This window comes from Chloroflexota bacterium, assembly GCA_018829775.1.
Taxonomy (GTDB): Bacteria; Chloroflexota; Dehalococcoidia; order Dehalococcoidales; family RBG-16-60-22; genus E44-bin89.
This window is the reverse complement of sequence record JAHJTL010000076.1, coordinates 1-17,729: the sequence shown is the minus strand read 5'-3', so window position 1 is coordinate 17,729 and position 17,729 is coordinate 1. Positions and strand designations below refer to the sequence as shown.

Annotated in this window: 20 protein-coding genes; 12 read left to right on the top strand and 8 right to left on the bottom strand. The window is 54.7% G+C overall.

The features are described 5' to 3' along the window. Window positions 1-95 precede the first annotated feature (95 nt). From prfA to KKD83_07420, 7 genes are all read left to right on the top strand, one after another. Complete coding sequence (gene prfA / locus KKD83_07450; protein MBU2535983.1) at window positions 96-1,166, top strand: peptide chain release factor 1; 1,071 nt, start codon at window positions 96-98, stop codon at window positions 1,164-1,166. Between the two features lie 2 nt (window positions 1,167-1,168). Beyond that, the gene (gene prmC, locus KKD83_07445) at window positions 1,169-2,008 is read left to right on the top strand and encodes a peptide chain release factor N(5)-glutamine methyltransferase (GenBank protein ID MBU2535982.1); all 840 of its coding nucleotides are present in this window, start codon (window positions 1,169-1,171) and stop codon (window positions 2,006-2,008) included. Window positions 2,009-2,068: 60 nt separating this feature from the next. Beyond that, window positions 2,069-2,875 carry an electron transfer flavoprotein subunit beta/FixA family protein gene (locus KKD83_07440; GenBank protein MBU2535981.1) on the top strand — a complete coding sequence of 269 codons (807 nt, stop codon included), beginning with the start codon at window positions 2,069-2,071 and terminating at the stop codon, window positions 2,873-2,875. 38 nt (window positions 2,876-2,913) lie between these two features. Beyond that, window positions 2,914-3,912, top strand: coding sequence for an electron transfer flavoprotein subunit alpha/FixB family protein (locus KKD83_07435; GenBank protein ID MBU2535980.1), 999 nt, complete (start codon window positions 2,914-2,916; stop codon window positions 3,910-3,912). A gap of 118 nt (window positions 3,913-4,030) precedes the next feature. After that, window positions 4,031-5,278, top strand: coding sequence for a hypothetical protein (locus KKD83_07430; GenBank protein MBU2535979.1), 1,248 nt, complete (start codon window positions 4,031-4,033; stop codon window positions 5,276-5,278). 3 nt (window positions 5,279-5,281) lie between these two features. Next, window positions 5,282-6,250, top strand: coding sequence for an ABC transporter ATP-binding protein (locus KKD83_07425; GenBank protein ID MBU2535978.1), 969 nt, complete (start codon window positions 5,282-5,284; stop codon window positions 6,248-6,250). 8 nt (window positions 6,251-6,258) lie between these two features. Further along, the gene (locus KKD83_07420; protein MBU2535977.1) at window positions 6,259-7,188 is read left to right on the top strand and encodes an ABC transporter permease; all 930 of its coding nucleotides are present in this window, start codon (window positions 6,259-6,261) and stop codon (window positions 7,186-7,188) included. Window positions 7,189-7,208: 20 nt separating this feature from the next. On the opposite strand, the gene fusA is transcribed toward KKD83_07420, so the two are convergent. The 8 genes from fusA to xerD all read right to left on the bottom strand — a co-directional run bounded on the left by fusA (window position 7,209) and on the right by xerD (window position 13,668). After that, window positions 7,209-9,269, bottom strand: coding sequence for an elongation factor G (fusA, locus tag KKD83_07415; protein MBU2535976.1), 2,061 nt, complete (start codon window positions 9,267-9,269; stop codon window positions 7,209-7,211). Between the two features lie 77 nt (window positions 9,270-9,346). Next, complete coding sequence (locus KKD83_07410; GenBank protein ID MBU2535975.1) at window positions 9,347-10,171, bottom strand: transglutaminase-like domain-containing protein; 825 nt, start codon at window positions 10,169-10,171, stop codon at window positions 9,347-9,349. Next, entirely contained in the window at window positions 10,168-10,653 is a 486-nt protein-coding gene (locus KKD83_07405) for a hypothetical protein (protein MBU2535974.1), read from the bottom strand. Before KKD83_07405 ends, KKD83_07410 begins: the two co-directional genes overlap by 4 nt. Window positions 10,654-10,667: 14 nt before the next feature. Next, window positions 10,668-11,216, bottom strand: a complete 549-nt coding sequence (locus KKD83_07400; protein MBU2535973.1) for a stage II sporulation protein M — start codon at window positions 11,214-11,216, stop codon at window positions 10,668-10,670. Between the two features lie 12 nt (window positions 11,217-11,228). Continuing rightward, window positions 11,229-11,777, bottom strand: coding sequence for a nitroreductase family protein (locus tag KKD83_07395; GenBank protein MBU2535972.1), 549 nt, complete (start codon window positions 11,775-11,777; stop codon window positions 11,229-11,231). A gap of 22 nt (window positions 11,778-11,799) precedes the next feature. Beyond that, the gene (locus KKD83_07390; protein MBU2535971.1) at window positions 11,800-12,438 is read right to left on the bottom strand and encodes a protein-L-isoaspartate(D-aspartate) O-methyltransferase; all 639 of its coding nucleotides are present in this window, start codon (window positions 12,436-12,438) and stop codon (window positions 11,800-11,802) included. A gap of 21 nt (window positions 12,439-12,459) precedes the next feature. Beyond that, window positions 12,460-12,720, bottom strand: coding sequence for a hypothetical protein (locus tag KKD83_07385; protein MBU2535970.1), 261 nt, complete (start codon window positions 12,718-12,720; stop codon window positions 12,460-12,462). A 39-nt stretch (window positions 12,721-12,759) separates the two neighbouring features. Then, window positions 12,760-13,668, bottom strand: a complete 909-nt coding sequence (gene xerD / locus KKD83_07380) for a site-specific tyrosine recombinase XerD (protein ID MBU2535969.1) — start codon at window positions 13,666-13,668, stop codon at window positions 12,760-12,762. 171 nt (window positions 13,669-13,839) lie between these two features. Between xerD and uvrC the strand changes: the two genes are divergently transcribed. The 5 genes from uvrC to KKD83_07355 all read left to right on the top strand — a co-directional run. After that, the gene (gene uvrC, locus KKD83_07375; protein ID MBU2535968.1) at window positions 13,840-15,666 is read left to right on the top strand and encodes an excinuclease ABC subunit UvrC; all 1,827 of its coding nucleotides are present in this window, start codon (window positions 13,840-13,842) and stop codon (window positions 15,664-15,666) included. Between the two features lies 1 nt (window position 15,667). Then, window positions 15,668-16,639: a 50S ribosome-binding GTPase gene (locus KKD83_07370; protein ID MBU2535967.1), complete on the top strand. Its 972-nt coding sequence runs from the start codon at window positions 15,668-15,670 to the stop codon at window positions 16,637-16,639. A 53-nt stretch (window positions 16,640-16,692) separates the two neighbouring features. After that, the gene (locus KKD83_07365; GenBank protein MBU2535966.1) at window positions 16,693-17,154 is read left to right on the top strand and encodes a flavodoxin domain-containing protein; all 462 of its coding nucleotides are present in this window, start codon (window positions 16,693-16,695) and stop codon (window positions 17,152-17,154) included. A gap of 21 nt (window positions 17,155-17,175) precedes the next feature. Continuing rightward, the gene (locus KKD83_07360) at window positions 17,176-17,400 is read left to right on the top strand and encodes a hypothetical protein (GenBank protein ID MBU2535965.1); all 225 of its coding nucleotides are present in this window, start codon (window positions 17,176-17,178) and stop codon (window positions 17,398-17,400) included. 95 nt (window positions 17,401-17,495) lie between these two features. Continuing rightward, the coding region (locus KKD83_07355; GenBank protein ID MBU2535964.1) for a hypothetical protein at window positions 17,496-17,729 on the top strand (234 nt) is incomplete at its 3' end.

The window sequence follows — 17,729 nt, the reverse complement described above, 5'->3', positions numbered from 1 at the left end:
CTGCCTGTTGCAATCCGACAGCCGATGTCACGTCTAACGTTATCTTTAAGCGTGAGACGTGGCTGTGATATAATACGAATGAGGTTGTTCGTACCATGTTAGACAGGCTGGAGAGGATAGAACAGAGATATCTGGAGATAGACCGGCAGATGTCCAGGCCTGAAATTGCCTCTGACCTGAAGCAGCTGCAGGAGCTGGCGCAGGAGAGGTCCGGCCTTGGGGAGGTGGTCGTCAAGTACCGGAAGTACAAAGCCGCCTCAAAATCGCTGGCGGAGACCAGGGTGATGCTGGATGACGGCCTCGATGAGGAGATGACGGAGCTGGTCAAACAGGAAGTAGCCAGCCTTGAGTCACAGCAGGAGAGGCTGCTTGGGGAATTGAAACTCGCCCTCCTCCCCAAGGACCCCAACGATGAAAAGGACATCATAGTGGAGATACGGGCCGGTGCCGGAGGCGAAGAGGCCGGGCTGTTTGCTGCCGACCTTTTCCGCATGTACAGTCGGTACGTCCAGACGAAAGGCTGGGGGATAGACGTCATCAGCGTGAACGAAAGCGGCATCGGCGGCATCAAGGAAATCATCTTTGAGGTAAAGGGAAAAGGTGCTTACAGCCGGTTGAAATATGAAAGCGGTGTGCACCGGGTACAGCGTGTTCCGCTGACCGAGTCGTCGGGTAGAATTCACACCTCGACGGCAACGGTGGCGGTTCTGCCCAAGGCGGAGGAGGTGGACATAGAGGTTGGCACTGATGACCTGAAGGTGGATATTTTCCACAGCGGCGGTGCCGGCGGGCAGAACGTGAACAAGGTGGCCACTGCCGTCCGAATGACCCATCTCCCCACGGGCATGGTCGTTGTCTGTCAGGACGAGCGCTCGCAGCTCCAGAATAAGATACGGGCGATGTCGGTACTGCGCTCCAGGCTCCTCGATATCGAAAGACGCAAGCAGGAGGAGAAAATCACCTCGGAGCGCCGCTCGCAGGTGGGAACGGGCGACCGTGCCGAAAAGATACGGACCTACAATTTCCCCCAGGACCGTGTTTCCGACCACCGCATCAACCTCACGGTACGTAACCTCCCCAGGATTCTTGAGGGAGAGCTTGACGAGCTGGTTGACGCTCTGGCCACCAGTTCTCATGCAAGACAGCTTGAGGAACAGATAGCGTGACCCTGAAGCAGGTTCTTCATCGAGCACGAGAAGTTCTGGCAACAAACAGCATTGAAGATGCGTCGCTGGAAGGTGAAATCCTGCTCCGGCACGCGCTCAGGGTAGACCGGGTGAGGCTTTATTCCGAACGCGACCGCGAGCTCAGCGCGGAACAGGAAGAAGGGTTCTGGCATCTGATTCAACGTCGTCTGAGTGGAGAACCTACGGCCTATATTATCGGGCACCGGGAATTCTACGGCTTCGATTTTTATATCGACCGCCGTGTTTTGATTCCCCGGCCGGAGACGGAACTGCTGGTGGAAACAGCGCTCAAACTGGCACAGACCCGTACCATTGCTGCCATCGCCGACATTGGCACCGGCTGTGGCGCCATTGCCATCAGCCTCGCTCTGAACCTTCCCCGGATAAAAATATATGCCTCAGATGTATCCGCAGATGCACTGGAAGTGGCCCGTATCAATTGCCAGAAGCACGGGGTGGTCGACCGCATACAATTGCTGCATGGCGATATGCTGGGACCGCTGCCGGGACCGGTCGACCTTATCACGGCCAATCTGCCCTACGTAACCAAAGAGGAAATCTCACGGTCAGGGCTTGGTGATTTCGAACCGCGCATAGCCCTGGACGGCGGTGCCGATGGACTTGATAAGATAAGGCTACTATACCAGCAGGTTACAGATAAATTGAACCATCGAGGCTGTATGCTGCTGGAAATCGGGCAGGGGCAGAGTCGGGCGGTGACCAGCCTGATACAGCGTTGTTTTCCATCGGCATCGGTTGAGGTAATACCGGACCTGCAGGGCATCGAGCGTATTGTCAGCCTGTGCTTGACACCGAATTAGCCCGATGTTAAATTAATTCTTTGAATTCTGGCGTTAACATTACAGGAAAAAGAGGTAAGCGTGACCGTGAATATCATCGTCTGTGTAAAGCAGGTAATCGACCCTGAGGCGCCGCCCTCCAGCTTTAAAATCGATGAAGCCGGTAGAAAAGTGGTAGCGCCGTCGGGGGTGCCCCCGGTAATCAGCCCCTTCGATGAGAATGCCGTGGAGGCAGCGTTGAGAATCAAGGATGCTCAGGGGGGCAAAATCACCGTCCTCAGCATGGGCGTCAACCTGCTGCGCGAGGTGGTAAAAAAACCGCTCTCCATGGGTGCTGATGAGCTTGTCCTGCTTGAGGATGAGGCTTTCGCCGATGGCGATAGCTGGTCAAACGCCCATGCGCTGGCGATGGCCATCGAGAAAATAGGCGAGTACGACCTCATTTTCTGCGGACGGCAGGCGGCCGACTGGGATGACGGCCAGACGGGTTCGGGTATCGCCGAGATACTGGGACTGCCCAGCGTGACCCTGGCCAGGAAGGTAGACGTTAGCGATGACAAAGCGCGGGTGGAGCGGGTGACGGCTGATGGCTATGATGTCATTGAGGTATCGCTGCCAGCGCTGATTACGGTCAGCAATGAGCTCGGTGAAGCCCGTTATCCGACCATAAAAGGCATTATGGCGGCGAAGAAGGTAGAGCCGACCGTCTGGAAACCAGCGGACATCGGCATCGAGACGGCAAAGGTTGGATTGGCTGGCCGGAAAGTAAAACTGGAAAAACTGTACCAGCCGGTTCAGGAAGGCAAATGCGAATTCATTGAAGGAGAGAGCACAGAGGAAGCGGGAGTCAACCTCGCGCTTAAACTCCGGGAAGCAAAGTTATTATAACGGATGGCTCCTATCAGGATGTCTGGAGGTAAGTGAATATGGCGGAATACAAGGGCGTTATGGTTCACGCCGAGGTTGTGGAAGGAAAGCTGGCGGCTATTGCCACCGAACTCCTGGGTTGCGGCCGGAAACTGGCCGATGACCTCGGTGAGGAATTAAGCGCCGTCATCATTGGCAGCAAGGTAAGTGACCTGGCCCGGGAAGCTTTCGCCTCTGGGGCCGATAAAGTATATCTCATTGATGATTCGTTACTGCGGGATTACCAGACCGATGCCTATGTTCCGGTGATGGAGAAGGTGGTCAGGCAGGCCATGCCCCGCATTTTGCTTGTCGGGCAGACGGCTATCGGCCGTGACTTGGCGCCGAGGCTGGCTTTCCGGCTGGAGACGACTGCCACCATGGACTGTATCGAGCTGGCCATTGACCCAGGCTCAAAACTCCTGCTGCGCACCAAACCGGTTTACGGCGGCAATGCCCGGGCCACTTTCACCAGTGAGCTTAACCCGCAGATAGCCACGGTGAGAACCAAAGCCATGGCGCCGCTGGGGCCGGATACATCAAGGAAGGGAGAGGTGGTGACCATTGAGGCCGGTCTGGACCCATCGAAAATCAGGACCAGAGTCCTGGATAAGGTGAAGCAGGAAGTAGAAGGCATAAGCCTTGAGGCGGCCGATGTGGTGATAAGCGGTGGGAGGGGCATTGGCAGTGTCGAAGGTTTCAAGCAGCTGGAAGAACTGGCGGGGATGCTGAAAGGGGCGGTGGGCGCCAGCCGACCCGCCTGCGATAATGGCTGGGTGCCCGATGTGGTCCAGGTAGGGCTCACCGGCAAAATAGTTGCTCCCGACCTTTATATTGCCGTTGCCATATCCGGTTCCAGCCAGCACATGGCGGGCTGCTCCGGGTGCAAGAACATCGTAGCCATCAATAAAGACCCTGAGGCCAATATCTTTCGCCAGGCGCGCTTCGGTGTGGTGGGGGACTGGAAGAAAGTGCTGCCAGCCTTCACCGAAAAGGTCAGGGAATTAATAGCTGAATAATGGCCTTTATGTAGCCGGGTGTTGAATTTCTGATTGCATTTGTAGTATTATGGAATATTAGAATACTCGACATTCTGGATACTTGAGATTTCCAATATACTTAGTGAGGTGGCATAGCATGCAAAAACTGAGAATTATCTGCCTGGTGCTGGTGAGTCTGCTGGCGATTTCTCCGGTCGGTGCCGTATTTGCCCAGGAGGAGGAAGAGCCCCCTACTCCCGTCCTTATCATGGAAGAAGAGCCGCAGTACGCCCTATCGCTCACTCCCGCTGATGGTTTGTACAGCACCATCATGTTGGCTGGCCGGGCAAAGGACATCCGGGTGGACCTGGAAAACATTGGCGATGAAGCCGTTACCAAAATCGCCTTCAATGGTGAATTGCCGGACGGATGGACGGTCACGTTTGACCCTCCCCGAATGCCAACATTAGCCGCTTTTGACAGCAAGCGAATTTATGCCAGTGTACTGGCGCCTGAGGATACCGTGACCGGAGATTACTTCGTAACTCTCTGGGCAGAAGGAGACCAGGCTTCTACGGAGAAAATCGAAATCAGGGTTACCGTGAGGAGACAAGAGACAGCGGAATCGATTGAGGTGCGGGCCATTCACCCCAGTGTCGAGGCGATTGCCGGCAGCGATTTCGTCTTTGAGGTGGAATTCAAGTATGTCGGCCAGATGCTGGGTGAATCCAAGGCCTTTGACCTTGTTCACACCGCGCCCCAGGGGTGGGAGGTCTATTTCACTCCCCAGTTTGAGAAAGACAAGCATATCTCCGCCATTGACCTCAAACCCGGCAGCGTTGCCTATTCCGATAAGACAAGGATGGTCGCCCGGGCACCGTTCTGGCCACTGCCCGAGCCGGGTAAGTACAAAATAATCCTGGACGTGGTCTCGGAAGAATCGGAAGAGCTGAAAGGCACCCTCGAGATTACGGCAGTTATCACCGCTGCATATAATCTGCTCCTGGCTCCGGCGGGCGAGCGTTACGATACCAAAGCCAAGGCCGGCCGGGACAATTATTTCTCCCTTAATGTGGGCAATCTGGGCACGGCGCCCATCGATAAAATCACCTTTACATCCGAAAAACCGGCAGGATGGTCGGTTGAGTTCTCACCGGACCAGGTGGATTCGCTTGAAGCACTGGGTACGCAGACCGTGGACATAAATATCAAAGCGCCGCCGGAAACGATTTCCGGCGATTACATGATCAGCGTCCGGGCTTCTGGAGTTCAGAGGACTTCCGAGAAGATGAATATCAGGGTTACCGTGGAGACGCCCACCGTCTGGGGGTGGGTTGGCGTCATCATCATCGCCATTGTCGTTGTGGGGCTGGTGGTTATCTTCATGCGGTTTAGCAGGCGATAGTCTATGAGTGATACTTTAGCCATAGAAACGCAGGAACTGACCAAGCGCTACGATGGGGTGACCGTCGTTGACCACCTCAACCTTCAGGTGAAGGAGAACGAGGTGTTCGGATTGCTTGGCCCGAACGGCGCCGGCAAGACAACGACCATCCTCATGATGCTGGGTTTGACCGAGCCGGCTTCAGGGTCGGTCAGTGTGCTTGGCTTCAACCCCACCCGCGAGCCGCTTCAGGTCAAGCGTCAGGTTGGCTATCTTCCGGAAAAGGTGGGTTTCTACGAGAACATCACCGCGCGCGAAAACCTGCGGTTCATCGCCGACCTGAACGGCATCAGCTATTCCGAAGCAAGCCAGCGCGCTGACGAGGTGCTGGAAATGGTGGGTCTTACCGATAGCGAGATAATGGAGAAGACAGGGCCGAATCGGAATATAGAAAAAACGGTCGGCAAGTTTTCCCGGGGCATGAAGCAAAGGCTTGGCATTGCGGAAGTCTTGATTAAAAGGCCGAAACTGATTTTCCTTGATGAGCCAACCGCCGGCCTGGACCCCAAGGGTATTAACCAGCTCCTCGACCTCATAGACGGTCTGCCCGGGATGGGGACTACCGTGGTGCTTTCGTCACACCAGTTATATCAGGTGCAGCGCGTGTGCCACAACATCGGTATCCTGGCCAAGGGGAAAATGGTAATCCAGGGGGCCATTGATACGCTGGGCCGTGAAGCGCTGGCCGGGGGCCGCTTTCAGATTGAGGTGGAAACCGAGGAGCCAGGTGAGAAGCTCGTTAAGGTGCTCAGGGGCATCAAAGGTGTGGTCAATATTGAGGTCAAGGAGAATGTGCTCAGCATCACGACCGATGCCGATTTACGACGGGAGGTCTCCAAGGCCATCGTACAGAACAATTACCCGCTGATTCAGATGAAGGTCCAGGAATTCTCACTGGATGATGTTTATATGAAGTATTTTCACGAGGAATAGAGCTATCCATGTTTGCCATTATACGTAAAGAGCTAGCCGATTATGTTACCAGCATCCGGTTTGTCGCTTCTTTCTTTCTGATAATCGTAGTTACTGTTACCGGGCTGGTGGCCGCCTCACAGGGTATTCGGGCAGCGAACCTGCCAGAAGGAATTGTCTTCCTGGGACTATTTACCACCGCTGGAACCACAATTCCAATTCCATCGCTGACCTACCTTGTCTCCCTGCTCGTTCCCATTATCGGTATTACCCTGGGCTTTGATGCCATAAACAGCGAGCGGGCTGGTGGTACCCTCAGCCGCGTCCTTGCCCAGCCGGTTTTCCGCGACAGCGTCATCAATGGGAAATTTCTGGCCGGTGTGGTCATCCTTTCCATTATGGTGGGAACGATGCTGCTGCTGGTAGCCGGCTACGGGTTGAGCATGATAGGGGTGCCGCCGACAGCGGAGGAAATTATCAGGCTCTTTTTCTATTTCTTCCTGACCATTGTCTACGGGGCATTCTGGATGGGACTATCGATACTTTTTTCGGTAACCTTTCGTCGCGTGGCTGCCTCGTTGCTGTTCTCGCTGGCGCTCTGGCTGTTTTTCTGGATATTCATTATGCTTATTGCTCCTGGAATCGCCAGTGCGCTTGCCCCGACTACTGGTGGCACGGAAGCGGAATTTATTCGTAATTTTGAAGTGCAGCAAATAGTGTTACGATCTTCACCAGTTTTTCTATTTCAGGAAGCTACCAATGTCATATTAGTACCACTGGTACGAACTCTGGGGGTTGTATCTTCAAGTATTCAACCTTACTGGTTGCATAATCCCCTCGGCCTCGGTCAGAGCATTCTCATCATCTGGCCCCACATCACCGGCCTGATAAGCCTCAGCGCGGTCTGCTTTGCCGCGAGCTATATCCTGTTTATGCGGCAGGAAATAAGAGCTACGTAATCAGGTACGCTCTGGCGTCGTCAGGCTTTTTCCTCTGCCTTCTGGGCGATAATCCTCTGGCTGATTTGCGCCGGCACTTCTTCGTAATGGCTGAATTCCATGGTGTAGGTGCCCCTGCCCTGTGTCATTGATTTCAGGTCAATGGCATAGCGCAGCACCTCTGCCAGCGGTACCTGGGCCTCGATTATGTTCATATCGCCCGACGGGTTCATCCCCTGTACCCGGGCGCGCTTGGTGTTGAGGTCGCCGATAATGTCGCCGGTGAGGTCATTGGGGATGGTTATCTGGATATTCACGATGGGCTCTAGGAGGATTGGCTGCCCCTGGGAGAGCCCCTTCTTCATAGCCTGTGCGCCGGCGATTTTGAAGCAGATTTCAGAGGAGTCCACCGGATGGAAGCTGCCGTCGTACAGCGTCGCCTTGACATCCACCACCGGGTGGTGCGCCAGCACACCGTCCTGAATCGCCTCCTGGAAGCCTTTTTCCACCGCCGGGATATAGTTCTTGGGCACCGTGCCGCCGACAACTCTCGAGGCGAACTCGTTACCGGTGCCGTGGGGCAGGGGCTCCAGTTGCATGATGACATGGCCGTACTGGCCGTGACCTCCGGACTGCTTCCTGTGCTTGTATTCGGCGCTCGGTACCGATGCGGTAATGGTCTCCTTGTAGGGCACCTTGGGCGTCGAAAGGTTCACGCCGACGCCAAACTTGCGCTGCATCTTTTCCGCTGCTACGTCAAGCTGGGTATCACCCATGCCCGAAAGCAGGGTCTCACCGGTGTCGGGTTCACGGTGGACACGGAGAGTCTGGTCTTCCTCAGTGATGCGAGATAGCGCTGTCCCCAGTTTATCGAGGTCGGCCTTGGTCTTTGGGGAAATCGCCTCATCAAAGACAGGCTTTGGGAAAACAATGGAAGCAAGCTTTACCGGTTTGTTCTGAACGGAAAGCGTATCACCGGTGTTGGTAACGTTCAACTTGGCCACCGCCCCGATGTCTCCGGCACCTATTTTGGCTACCGGCTCCTGATTCTTACCTCGCAACAGGAAGAGCTGGCCAATCCGCTCGGCACTGCCTCTGGTGGCGTTCCAGACCTGAGAGTTGCTGTCGATGGCGCCGCTGTATACCCGGAAGTAGGTGAGCTTGCCGACGTATGGGTCGGCGGTCGTCTTGAACACGAGCGCCGCCAGAGGCCCGTCATCACTGACCTCGATTTTCTCCTCCTTGGCATCGGTTACCGCAGCCACCTCACGCTCCGCCGGGGATGGCAGATAATCTACCATCGCGTCCAGAAGCGAATTGATGCCCACGTTCTGCAGTGCTGAGCCGGCCAGGATGGGGAAAACGCTGCCGTTCACCACGGCTTTCCGGAGCCCATCGGTAAGTTCCTCCTGGGTAAGCTCCTCACCGCCCAGATATTTTTCGATGAGCGCGTCTTCCGTTTCCGCCGCCGACTCAATCAGCTTCTCCCGGAGGGTATTCACCTGACCTTCCAGCGAGGATGGAATCTCGCCTTCCTTCGGCGGGGAGCCGGTATAAGCTTTCAGCGTCAGCAGGTCGACGATGCCCTGAAAATCGTTCTGAGCACCGATGGGTATCTGTATCGGCAGGCACGTCGGGCCAAACCTGGCCTGAATGTCATTCACCGTCTTGAAGAAGTCGGCGTTCTCCCGCTCCATCTTGTTCACGAAAATCAGGCGAGGTAGATTGGTTTCCTGACAGTATCCCCAGACCTGCTCGGTGCCCACTTCCACGCCTGAGGCGGCGCAGATGACGATGACGGCGCCTTCGCTGACCCGGATTCCCGCCTTCACCTCACCGATAAAGTCGCTGTAGCCGGGAGTATCAATGAGGTTGACTTTGGCATCTCGCCACGGGCAGGGGAGCAGGCTCAGGTTGATACTTATCTTGCGCTTTATTTCATCGGGGTCATAGTCCGAGGTGCTTGACCCGTCGTCAACTTTGCCCAGTCGATTGATTGCCTTGGCGGTGAAGAGCATCGCTTCTGCAGCCGATGTTTTTCCCGCGCCCGCGTGCGACAGCAGGGCGATATTTCTGATGTTTTCCAGACCAAACTGCTGCATGGAATCACCTGTCCTCCCAAAAAACGTTCGAAACTATTATACCTGTTGTTACGTATTCACGGCAAGCTGGCAGGCTGTTAACGAGCGCGCCGCCGGAAGAGCCGGGTGATAAACCACAGGAGTATGATGATGCTGAAGAACGGGACGGGAAATGAGGCACTGCCGCCGCCCCCGCTGGTAACAATGGTCGCCGGGGCTTCGGTGGGCGCCACGCGGGTAACGCGCTCATCCTTTATTTCATAAGCAAAAAGGTCTTCAGCGATTAAATCCTTGTCTACCCACCCCAGCGGATTATTGCGGCCGGTGGCTTCTGCCCAGACCCACCCCTCTTCGCCGTTCATTTTGAAGATGCTTCCTCTCTTGTATTCCGGGAGATAAACCATGGCGGCGGTATGGCCGGGGGCAACAGCAATCGCTGAACGATAGCCAGCACCTTTGTACATCACGGCCAGCAGGATGGCGCTGTCCTCGCAGTCACCGTGACCAACACCATTTTGCGCTATTTTATCCGCCAGTTCGTCGGCATTCTGAGCAAACTCGTCATGCTTAAACTGGTCTTTATCCGGAGTGTACCGGACACGGTCACGCACATAGTAAAATATCTTTTCCGCTCTCTGCTCCAGGTCGGGATATTTTTCTGCCATCTGTTCGCCCAGGTGGTACGCTATGTCAGCTTCTTCGCCCAGGCTTTCGTAGACAATGACCGGACGGAACCCTTTTTCACTTATCTGATAGAAACCATCGGAGCCAGCGGCCCGGGTGCGGCTTATTTCCCAGTCATCAAAGACATCGTTGCCGACGGTATGGAATCCTTCGGAGCAGGTCGCCCAGGCGTAACCACTGGCGGTCAGACCGGCGACCAGTACCATAAGCAGAATGAGAAACGGCGCCAGTTTTTTCATAGCGGTATCGTCAGTGCAGCGTGGAGTATCAGGCCAAAGAAGACCAGGTAGCCGAAAACATTGATGCCCACGGCCACTGGCTCGGGTTCAATAGCGGCGAAGGGAATTTTCGGGGTCAGCTTATCCACGAGGTAGAAAAGGGCCACGCCGACAAGCAGGCTCACCACAAAGCTCAGTGCCAGCAGCCCCAGCCTCCTGAAGTCGAAGAAGTAGGTGAGGAGCGGCCCGCCGATTACCGTCGGTGCCGTCAGTGCCCCGTGAATTACCAGGCCGGTCAAGATGAAAAAACCGGCGATAAACAATCCGATGGATATTGGGCTTTCGCCAATGCGCTGGCGGTGTGGGATGTGGGGGGTAAGCGCGTCAAAGGCGCGGATACCCAGCCAGGCGAGCAGGATACAGATGATGACCAGCCAGATGGTTTTCGCCATCCAGATGAGCGCCAGAATCCAGAAAGGCAGTGCCAGACCCAGTTCGTTCATAATCATATACCTCCTTAGCCAAGTAATAGTGGTGTGATGTAGGTTTCAATTATGGCCGCCGGCAGCAGCAGGGCAAAGGCCAGTGCCATATATTTCACATTTTGTTTAAGGTTGGGGGATAGCTGGCCTCTTCGCTTCTTGGAAATAAGAGCGATGATTGCCATCGAGCCGAAGCTGAGCGCAGCCGCCTCGCCGATAATCAGCGCCGGTAGCTCAAATATACCGTGCGGCAGCAGGCCCGCTAAAAGCAGGCCGACCGATTCCTGTTCTATCACGATAACGGAGACGAAAGAGAGAAGCCCGCCGTTGGCTATCAGCGCGATGGCGGGTACCAGGCAGAGAAGCGGGCTGAAGATGAAGCTGAAAAGCAGAGCCGACACGTTTTTCAGAAAGATGAAAGCGGCCGTGGAGAATTCGAATGGGCCGAGGATTTTAGCCAGCTCCTCAAGAGCCACCAGGTCCTCGGCAAAGACATCAGCAGCGTCAGCGGGCATCGCCAGACCCAACGCCATACCGATGGCAAACAACCCCACGGCAACCAGAATCCATCCCCGGTAGCTCATCTGACCTGTGTCCTATTTGTCATTCCATTTGTCGTAATGGACTATCTCGCCAAGTTCTTTTCTCGGTCGGGGCTCCTTTATTTCATCGGGGTAACCTAAAGGTGTTATCGCCACCACGCAGTATCCCTCGGGTACCGACAGGATACCGGCAGCTTTCTTCGCGTCAAATAGCCCAACGTAAACCGTCCCCAGTCCGACGTCGTGGGCTGCCAGCACCAGGTTATGCATGGCCAGGGCGACGTCGAACATGAACCAATCGCCCTTGTCCGTTGTCACCTGACCACCCTTGTAGCCGGCTTTTTCCATTTCGGCGCAGGCAACAATAACGATAGGTGCGTTACTTACTGCATCCCTGGCCGAGTTGGTCTCGCTCAATGTATCGGAGAGTTTGCCTCTGGTTTCCGCATTCCGCACCACCACAAAGCGCCAGCACTGTGTATTGGCCCATGATGGTGCCTGACGTGCCGCTTCGAGCACTGTCTCCAGCGTTTTATCATCCACCGGGTCAGATTTGTATTTACGAATACTTCTGCGGGTGCGAATTGCTTCTAGGACTTCCATCAATCCTCCTTCTCGATAATTTCTATTCGTCTCCCCAGGCGCCCTTGCCGATAAGTGAGACGAAGCGGCAGCCGCCCAAGTTCTCAACACGGTTCTTCTTCTTTTGGCGGGTTATTTTCACCAGCTCCTGAAGATAACGTGAGCCGACCGGAATGACCATCCGTCCGCCAATGGCCAGTTGCGATATTAGCTCGGCAGGCACTCTGGGCGCGCCGGCGGTAACCAGTATCGCTTCATATGGGGCTTCTTCTGGCCAGCCCAGAGCTTCCTCGGAAAGGTGGATTTCAATATTGCGATAGCCCAGGCTATCGATTATCTTGCTGGCTTTCTCCGCCAGCTTCGGCAAGCGCTCCACGGTAACCACATAGCGGGCCAGTTCCGCGAGAATCGCCGCCTGGTAGCCGCTGCCCGTCCCGATTTCCAGCACCTTTTCCGCGCCGGTCAGTTCCAGCGCCTCGGTCATCAGGGCAATAATAAAGGGCTGCGAGATGGTCTGTTCCAGGCCGATGGGCAGTGGAATATCTTCGTAGGCGAGGTGGCGACTTTCCTCCGGCACGAATCTCTCCCGGGGTATGTGGGCCATAGCCTCAAGGACTCGCCTGTCCTTTATTTCCCTGCTAAGGTGCTCCATTAACCTGGCTTTTTCAGTTGCCAAGTCCATCTCTACCGCCAGGCAAACATATTACAAAACCAGTGCCAGCACAATAAGAATGACCAGTATCGCCCCAGCAAACATACCGATTCGGCGCAGCTCCGCGGTAACAAAAGGGTATTTCATGGCGGGAGTTTTTGTTTTCGTAGCGGCGGCGCGGGATACCGGAGCCGGAGCAGGGGTTTGTACTGGAGCAGTAACCGGCGATGCCGTAGATGTGGAAATTGCCGGTTGTCTCATTCTTTTTTTCTTATGCTGAAACGCTTTGCCGCGTCTTACTTTCTTTGGCATATGGTCACTCCTCTATCAGGTTCAGGTTACGTTATTCAGTTACTTTGCCCTCGGGTGCGACCTCTCATAGGTGCGCCGGACGTGCTCGCTGGTGAGGTGGGTGTAAACCTGTGTGGTGGAGATATTGGCATGTCCCAGCAGCTCCTGAACGGCGCGCAGGTCGGCACCACCGCTCAGCATGTGGGTGGCAAAGCTGTGCCTCAGCGTATGCGGGCTTATCCGGGCATCCAGACCCGCCGACTTGGCGTACTCTTTCAGCTTCTGCCAGAAACCCTGCCTGGTCAGGCGGTCACCGCGGGGATTGAGAAAAAGGGCCACCGCATCCTTTTTATGCGCCAGCTTGGGGCGCGTTTCCTCAGTGTACTCCTTGACTAATCGGGCAGCCTGTTCGTAAATCGGGACGATACGTTCCTTATTCCCCTTGCCGAAACATCTTACATATCCCTCGTCGGTATTGACATCGCCCAGGTTCAGGTTCACCAGTTCGCTTATCCGCATACCAGAGGCGTAAAGCAGTTCCAGCATTGCTTTGTCTCTCCTGGCTTCCAGCGTGTTCGACTTGGCCGGCTGTTCCAGCAGCTGGCGCACCTGGCTGATGGTAATTGGCTTCGGCAACGACTTCCCCACGCTTGGCGAGCTCATGTTCTCGGTCGGGTCAATCTTGATGATGCCCTCGGACTTTAAAAAGCTGAAGAAAGACCGTGTTGCCGCCACCTTGCGGGCAATGGTGGTTGCCGCATAATTCCTCTCCTTTAGATTGAGCATGTAGGCCAGCATTACCTGGCGGTTGAAGTTCTCCCATGAGGGGATGCTCCCTTCCTTTGCCGCCTCTTCTCCAGCGAAGCTGGCCAATTGCTGCAGGTCGTTCCGGTAAGCATCGATAGTATTGCCGGAAAATCCTTTCTCCACGGTCAGATAATTAAGAAAGCTGTTGATTTCTTCTTTCACCACGCCTCCTCTGAACCGGTGTCGTATATATATATTTTAACATAACGTTAAATATTTTAACATAAAAAAATAATATGTCAAATCAAAGGGATATAAATATTCCTTTACCATTAATAGTCTTGCTTTGTCCTGTATAGTGGCTGTGTTAAAATATTCAGTGGAGAAGCGGATTTGGCGAGCGTACTGATTGAGGAACAATTGAACCGGTTGCCGGACAGCCCCGGCGTGTATCTGCTGCGGGACGCGGAAGGGGTAATCCTTTATGTCGGCAAGGCGGCCAATCTACGTCACCGGGTAAGGTCATATTTCGGTGCCGGCCAGAAACTGTCCCCCAAGCTGTTGAAAATGGTCTCCCGGGTGGCCGACATTGACTTCTACGTGACATCCTCCGAGCAGGAGGCGTTGATTCTGGAGCTCAACCTCATCAAACGTCATCACCCCCGCTACAACGTCAGGCTGAAGGATGATAAGACATTTCCCTACCTCAAGATAAATCTCGGAGAGGAATGGCCCAGGGTACATATTACCCGACGGCTGGAGCCGGACGGCTCGCGCTATTTCGGGCCTTTTACCAGTGCCAAGTCAGTGCGCCAGACGCTGAAAGTTATCAAGGGTATCTTTCCCTTCCGTTACTGCACCAGGACGATCACCGGTACCGATTCGCGGGCGTGCCTGGAATACCATATGGGACGATGTCTCGCGCCATGTATCGGCGTGGTGAGACGGGAGGAATACGCCGAGGTCATTAAAGAGGTCGTTATGTTCCTGGAAGGGAAGCAGGACAGGGTTGTCAGGAACCTTAAGGACAAGATGGACCGGGCGGCGGAAGCGCTGGAGTTTGAGAAAGCGACACTGTATCGTGACCAGATTCAGGCAATAGACAGGGTGGTGGAGGGGCAGAGAATCGCCGCCGCGGTCAGCGGCGAGCAGGACGTCATCGCTTTTTCCCAGGACGGAGACCAGGCGTACGTTCAGGTCTTCTTCATCCGCAATGACAAGCTGACCGGTCGAGAGAGCTTTGTGATGCAGGGCACCCAGCATGAAGAGCCGCCACAGGTCATGACCGGCTTCATAAAGCAGTTTTACAGTTCCAGCCCGAATATACCGCCCAGATTGCTGCTTCAATATCCGGTTGAAGATATGGCGGTGCTCAAGGAGTGGCTGCAGGGCAAACGTGGTGGAAGGGTTGACATCCAGGTGCCGTGCCGGGGCAGCCGGAAACACATGGTGGACATCGTTGCCGAGAATGCCAGGCAGGGACTGGAACAGCTTAAAATCAGGCAGATAGCCACACCAAAGGAGCTTGAGGCGGCCATTGACGAAATAGAAAAGGAACTGAAACTGCCCAACCCGCCGCTGCGCATGGAAGCTTATGACATCTCCGATATTCAGGGGAAAGCGGCGGTGGGGAGCATGGTGGTCTTTGAGAAAGGGAAATCGAAGCCAGCCCACTACCGGCGCTTCCGGATAAAAACGGTGTCGGGTGCCGATGATTACGCTATGCTTCAGGAGGTTCTCCGACGCAGGTTCAAACACATTGGTGCGGAAACTTCTCTACCCGATGCATGGGCAATCGTTCCCGACCTCGTCCTGATAGATGGCGGCAAGGGCCAGCTCAATGCCGCCCTATCGGCGATGGGTGAACTTGGAGTGACGTCAGTGCCGGTGGCCAGCCTGGCCAAGGAAAATGAAGAGATATATGTACCAAAGAGGTTCAAGCCGATTGTGCTCCCGCGCAGTTCCCCGGGACTCAGACTGCTGCAGCGACTTCGTGATGAGGCACATCGGTTTGCCCTGGGGTATTATCATAAGGTGCACCGCCGGGAATCATTCACCTCGGCATTTGATGGCATACCCGGCATCGGCCCCAAGCGCAAGCGTGCCCTGCTGAAGAAGTTCGGCTCGGTTCAGGCCATCAGGGAAGCATCGCTGGAAGAAATGGCGGCCGCCAGTGGTATGACGGAAAAATTAGCCAGAAAGGTAAAGGAGTCGCTGTAATATGCCGGCCAACTTGCCACCGCAGTATTTCGAGGCTGAGAAAAATTTCCGGGCGGCGAAGACCCCGGCCGAAAAAATCGCGGCGCTGGAAGAGATGCTGGCGATTATGCCCAAGCACAAGGGCACGGACCACCTCCGCGCCGAGCTAAGAAGCCGAATCGCCAAGCTGACGCAGCTGGCAGGGAAGAAGAGCGGTGCCCAGCGCATGTCCATGGCGATTGAGAAGGAAGGCGCTGCCCAGGTGGCTGTAGTCGGGCTGCCCAATGCGGGCAAATCGCAGCTTGTGGCCAGCGTAACCAACGCCATGCCGGCCGTGGCCGACTACCCTTTCACCACCTACGCTGCCAGCCCCGGCATGATGCCCTATGAGAATATACAGATTCAGCTCATCGATACCCCGCCCCTCGTGCCCCAGATGATTGAATGGTGGCTGCCGCCCATGCTGCGACGGGCAGACGCCCTGCTGATGGTGGTTGACCTGAATGAAGCGCCAGTGGAGCAGATGGAATCGATAATCGAGCAGTTACGGCAGATGAGAATCAGCATCGGTCCGTACGAAGCTGATGAGGGAATCCTGAGTTGGCAAAGGGTTCTGGTTGCCGGCAACAAGGCGGACATTCCCGGCACCGACGCCGGCTTTGCTGCTATAGAGACCGGATATGGTGAAAAACTTCCCCTTGCTTATATCTCGGCAAGGAGTGGGGTCGGTCTGGAAGAGATGAAGCGGAAGGTCTACCAGGTGCTTGGGATTATCCGCGTGTACACCAAAACACCGGGCCAGAAGCCGGATATGAATGACCCTATCATTCTGCTAAGGGGAAGCACGCTGGCAGATGCGGCCGAGGCGGTGCACAAGGACTTCCGCGCCAAGCTCAAATTCGCCCGGCTGTGGGGGTCCGGGAAGCATGATGGCATCATGGTCAAGCACGACCATATACTGCAGGACGGCGATATAATCGAGCTGCATATGTAGTCCGTCACACATATATCTGGTTTTAATAACTATCATAATTTAAAGAAGGTAAAATGGTCAGGGCGATAATTATCTATGAGTCCAAGTACGGCAACACCAAGCTCGTTGCCGACGCAATTGCCGAGGGTATAAGACAGGTTTCCGCCGTTGAGCCTGCTGTTCGTGAACTCGGGGAAGTTGACCCGGGAGGGCTTGCTGAATTTGATGCCGTTATAATCGGCTCACCGAATCACATAGGCAACGCCACCAGAAGCATCAGGAAATTTATCGATGAACTTGGTAAAATCAACTTGGAAGGGAAGCTGACGGCGGTTTTCGACACCTATATGGGCAAGGACTTTGAGAAAGCTGTGAAGAAGATGGAAAAGCAGATTAGCGAGAAGGCACCGTCGCTCTTGCTGGCTGCTCCCGGGTTATCCATCAAGGTTGACGGGATGAAAGGACCAATCACGGAAGACGAGCTTCCCAAGTGTCAGGATTTTGGAGTCAGAATCGGGAATCAACTGAAAGCGTAATATTGTTTACGGGAGATAAGTATGCCAACACGTCCGGGCTGGTATGACCGATACTGGCGCAATCTGGATAAGGATACTGAGGCCAGAATGCGCACCACATGTCCACGCTGTGGCAGCTCAAAAACATACTACAACGAGCAGTTCAGGACCTGGCGATGTGGTAAATGCGAACATATATTTGTCATCAAGGGACTAGAGGCCAGAAGTCCCTGGTGGAAGCGCCTGTTCACCTTCTGGAGAGAATAATTTATCAACTCTGTAATAACTCTGTAACAAGAGATGCTTCAACAGGAACATAGTTCGTCTTGACAGAGGCGGAACTTTGATGGAAAATAACCTATATGGAAATCGGGAAAGCGGATTCACAGGAAAACCCCGAGTCTTCTGGTGTGGCGCACGGCGGAGGTGATAAGTTGGAAGCGGATAAGCCTTCCGAGCGTAAAAATAAAGAAAGGGAACGGCTTGCCATTCAGAGGGCGAAAGATAGAGCTCGCACCGCCAGATGGGACCTGAATATCGCCATTTTTCTCTTTGTGGTTTTAATCATCGTTATTATCCTGCTCTTTCAGGGATTC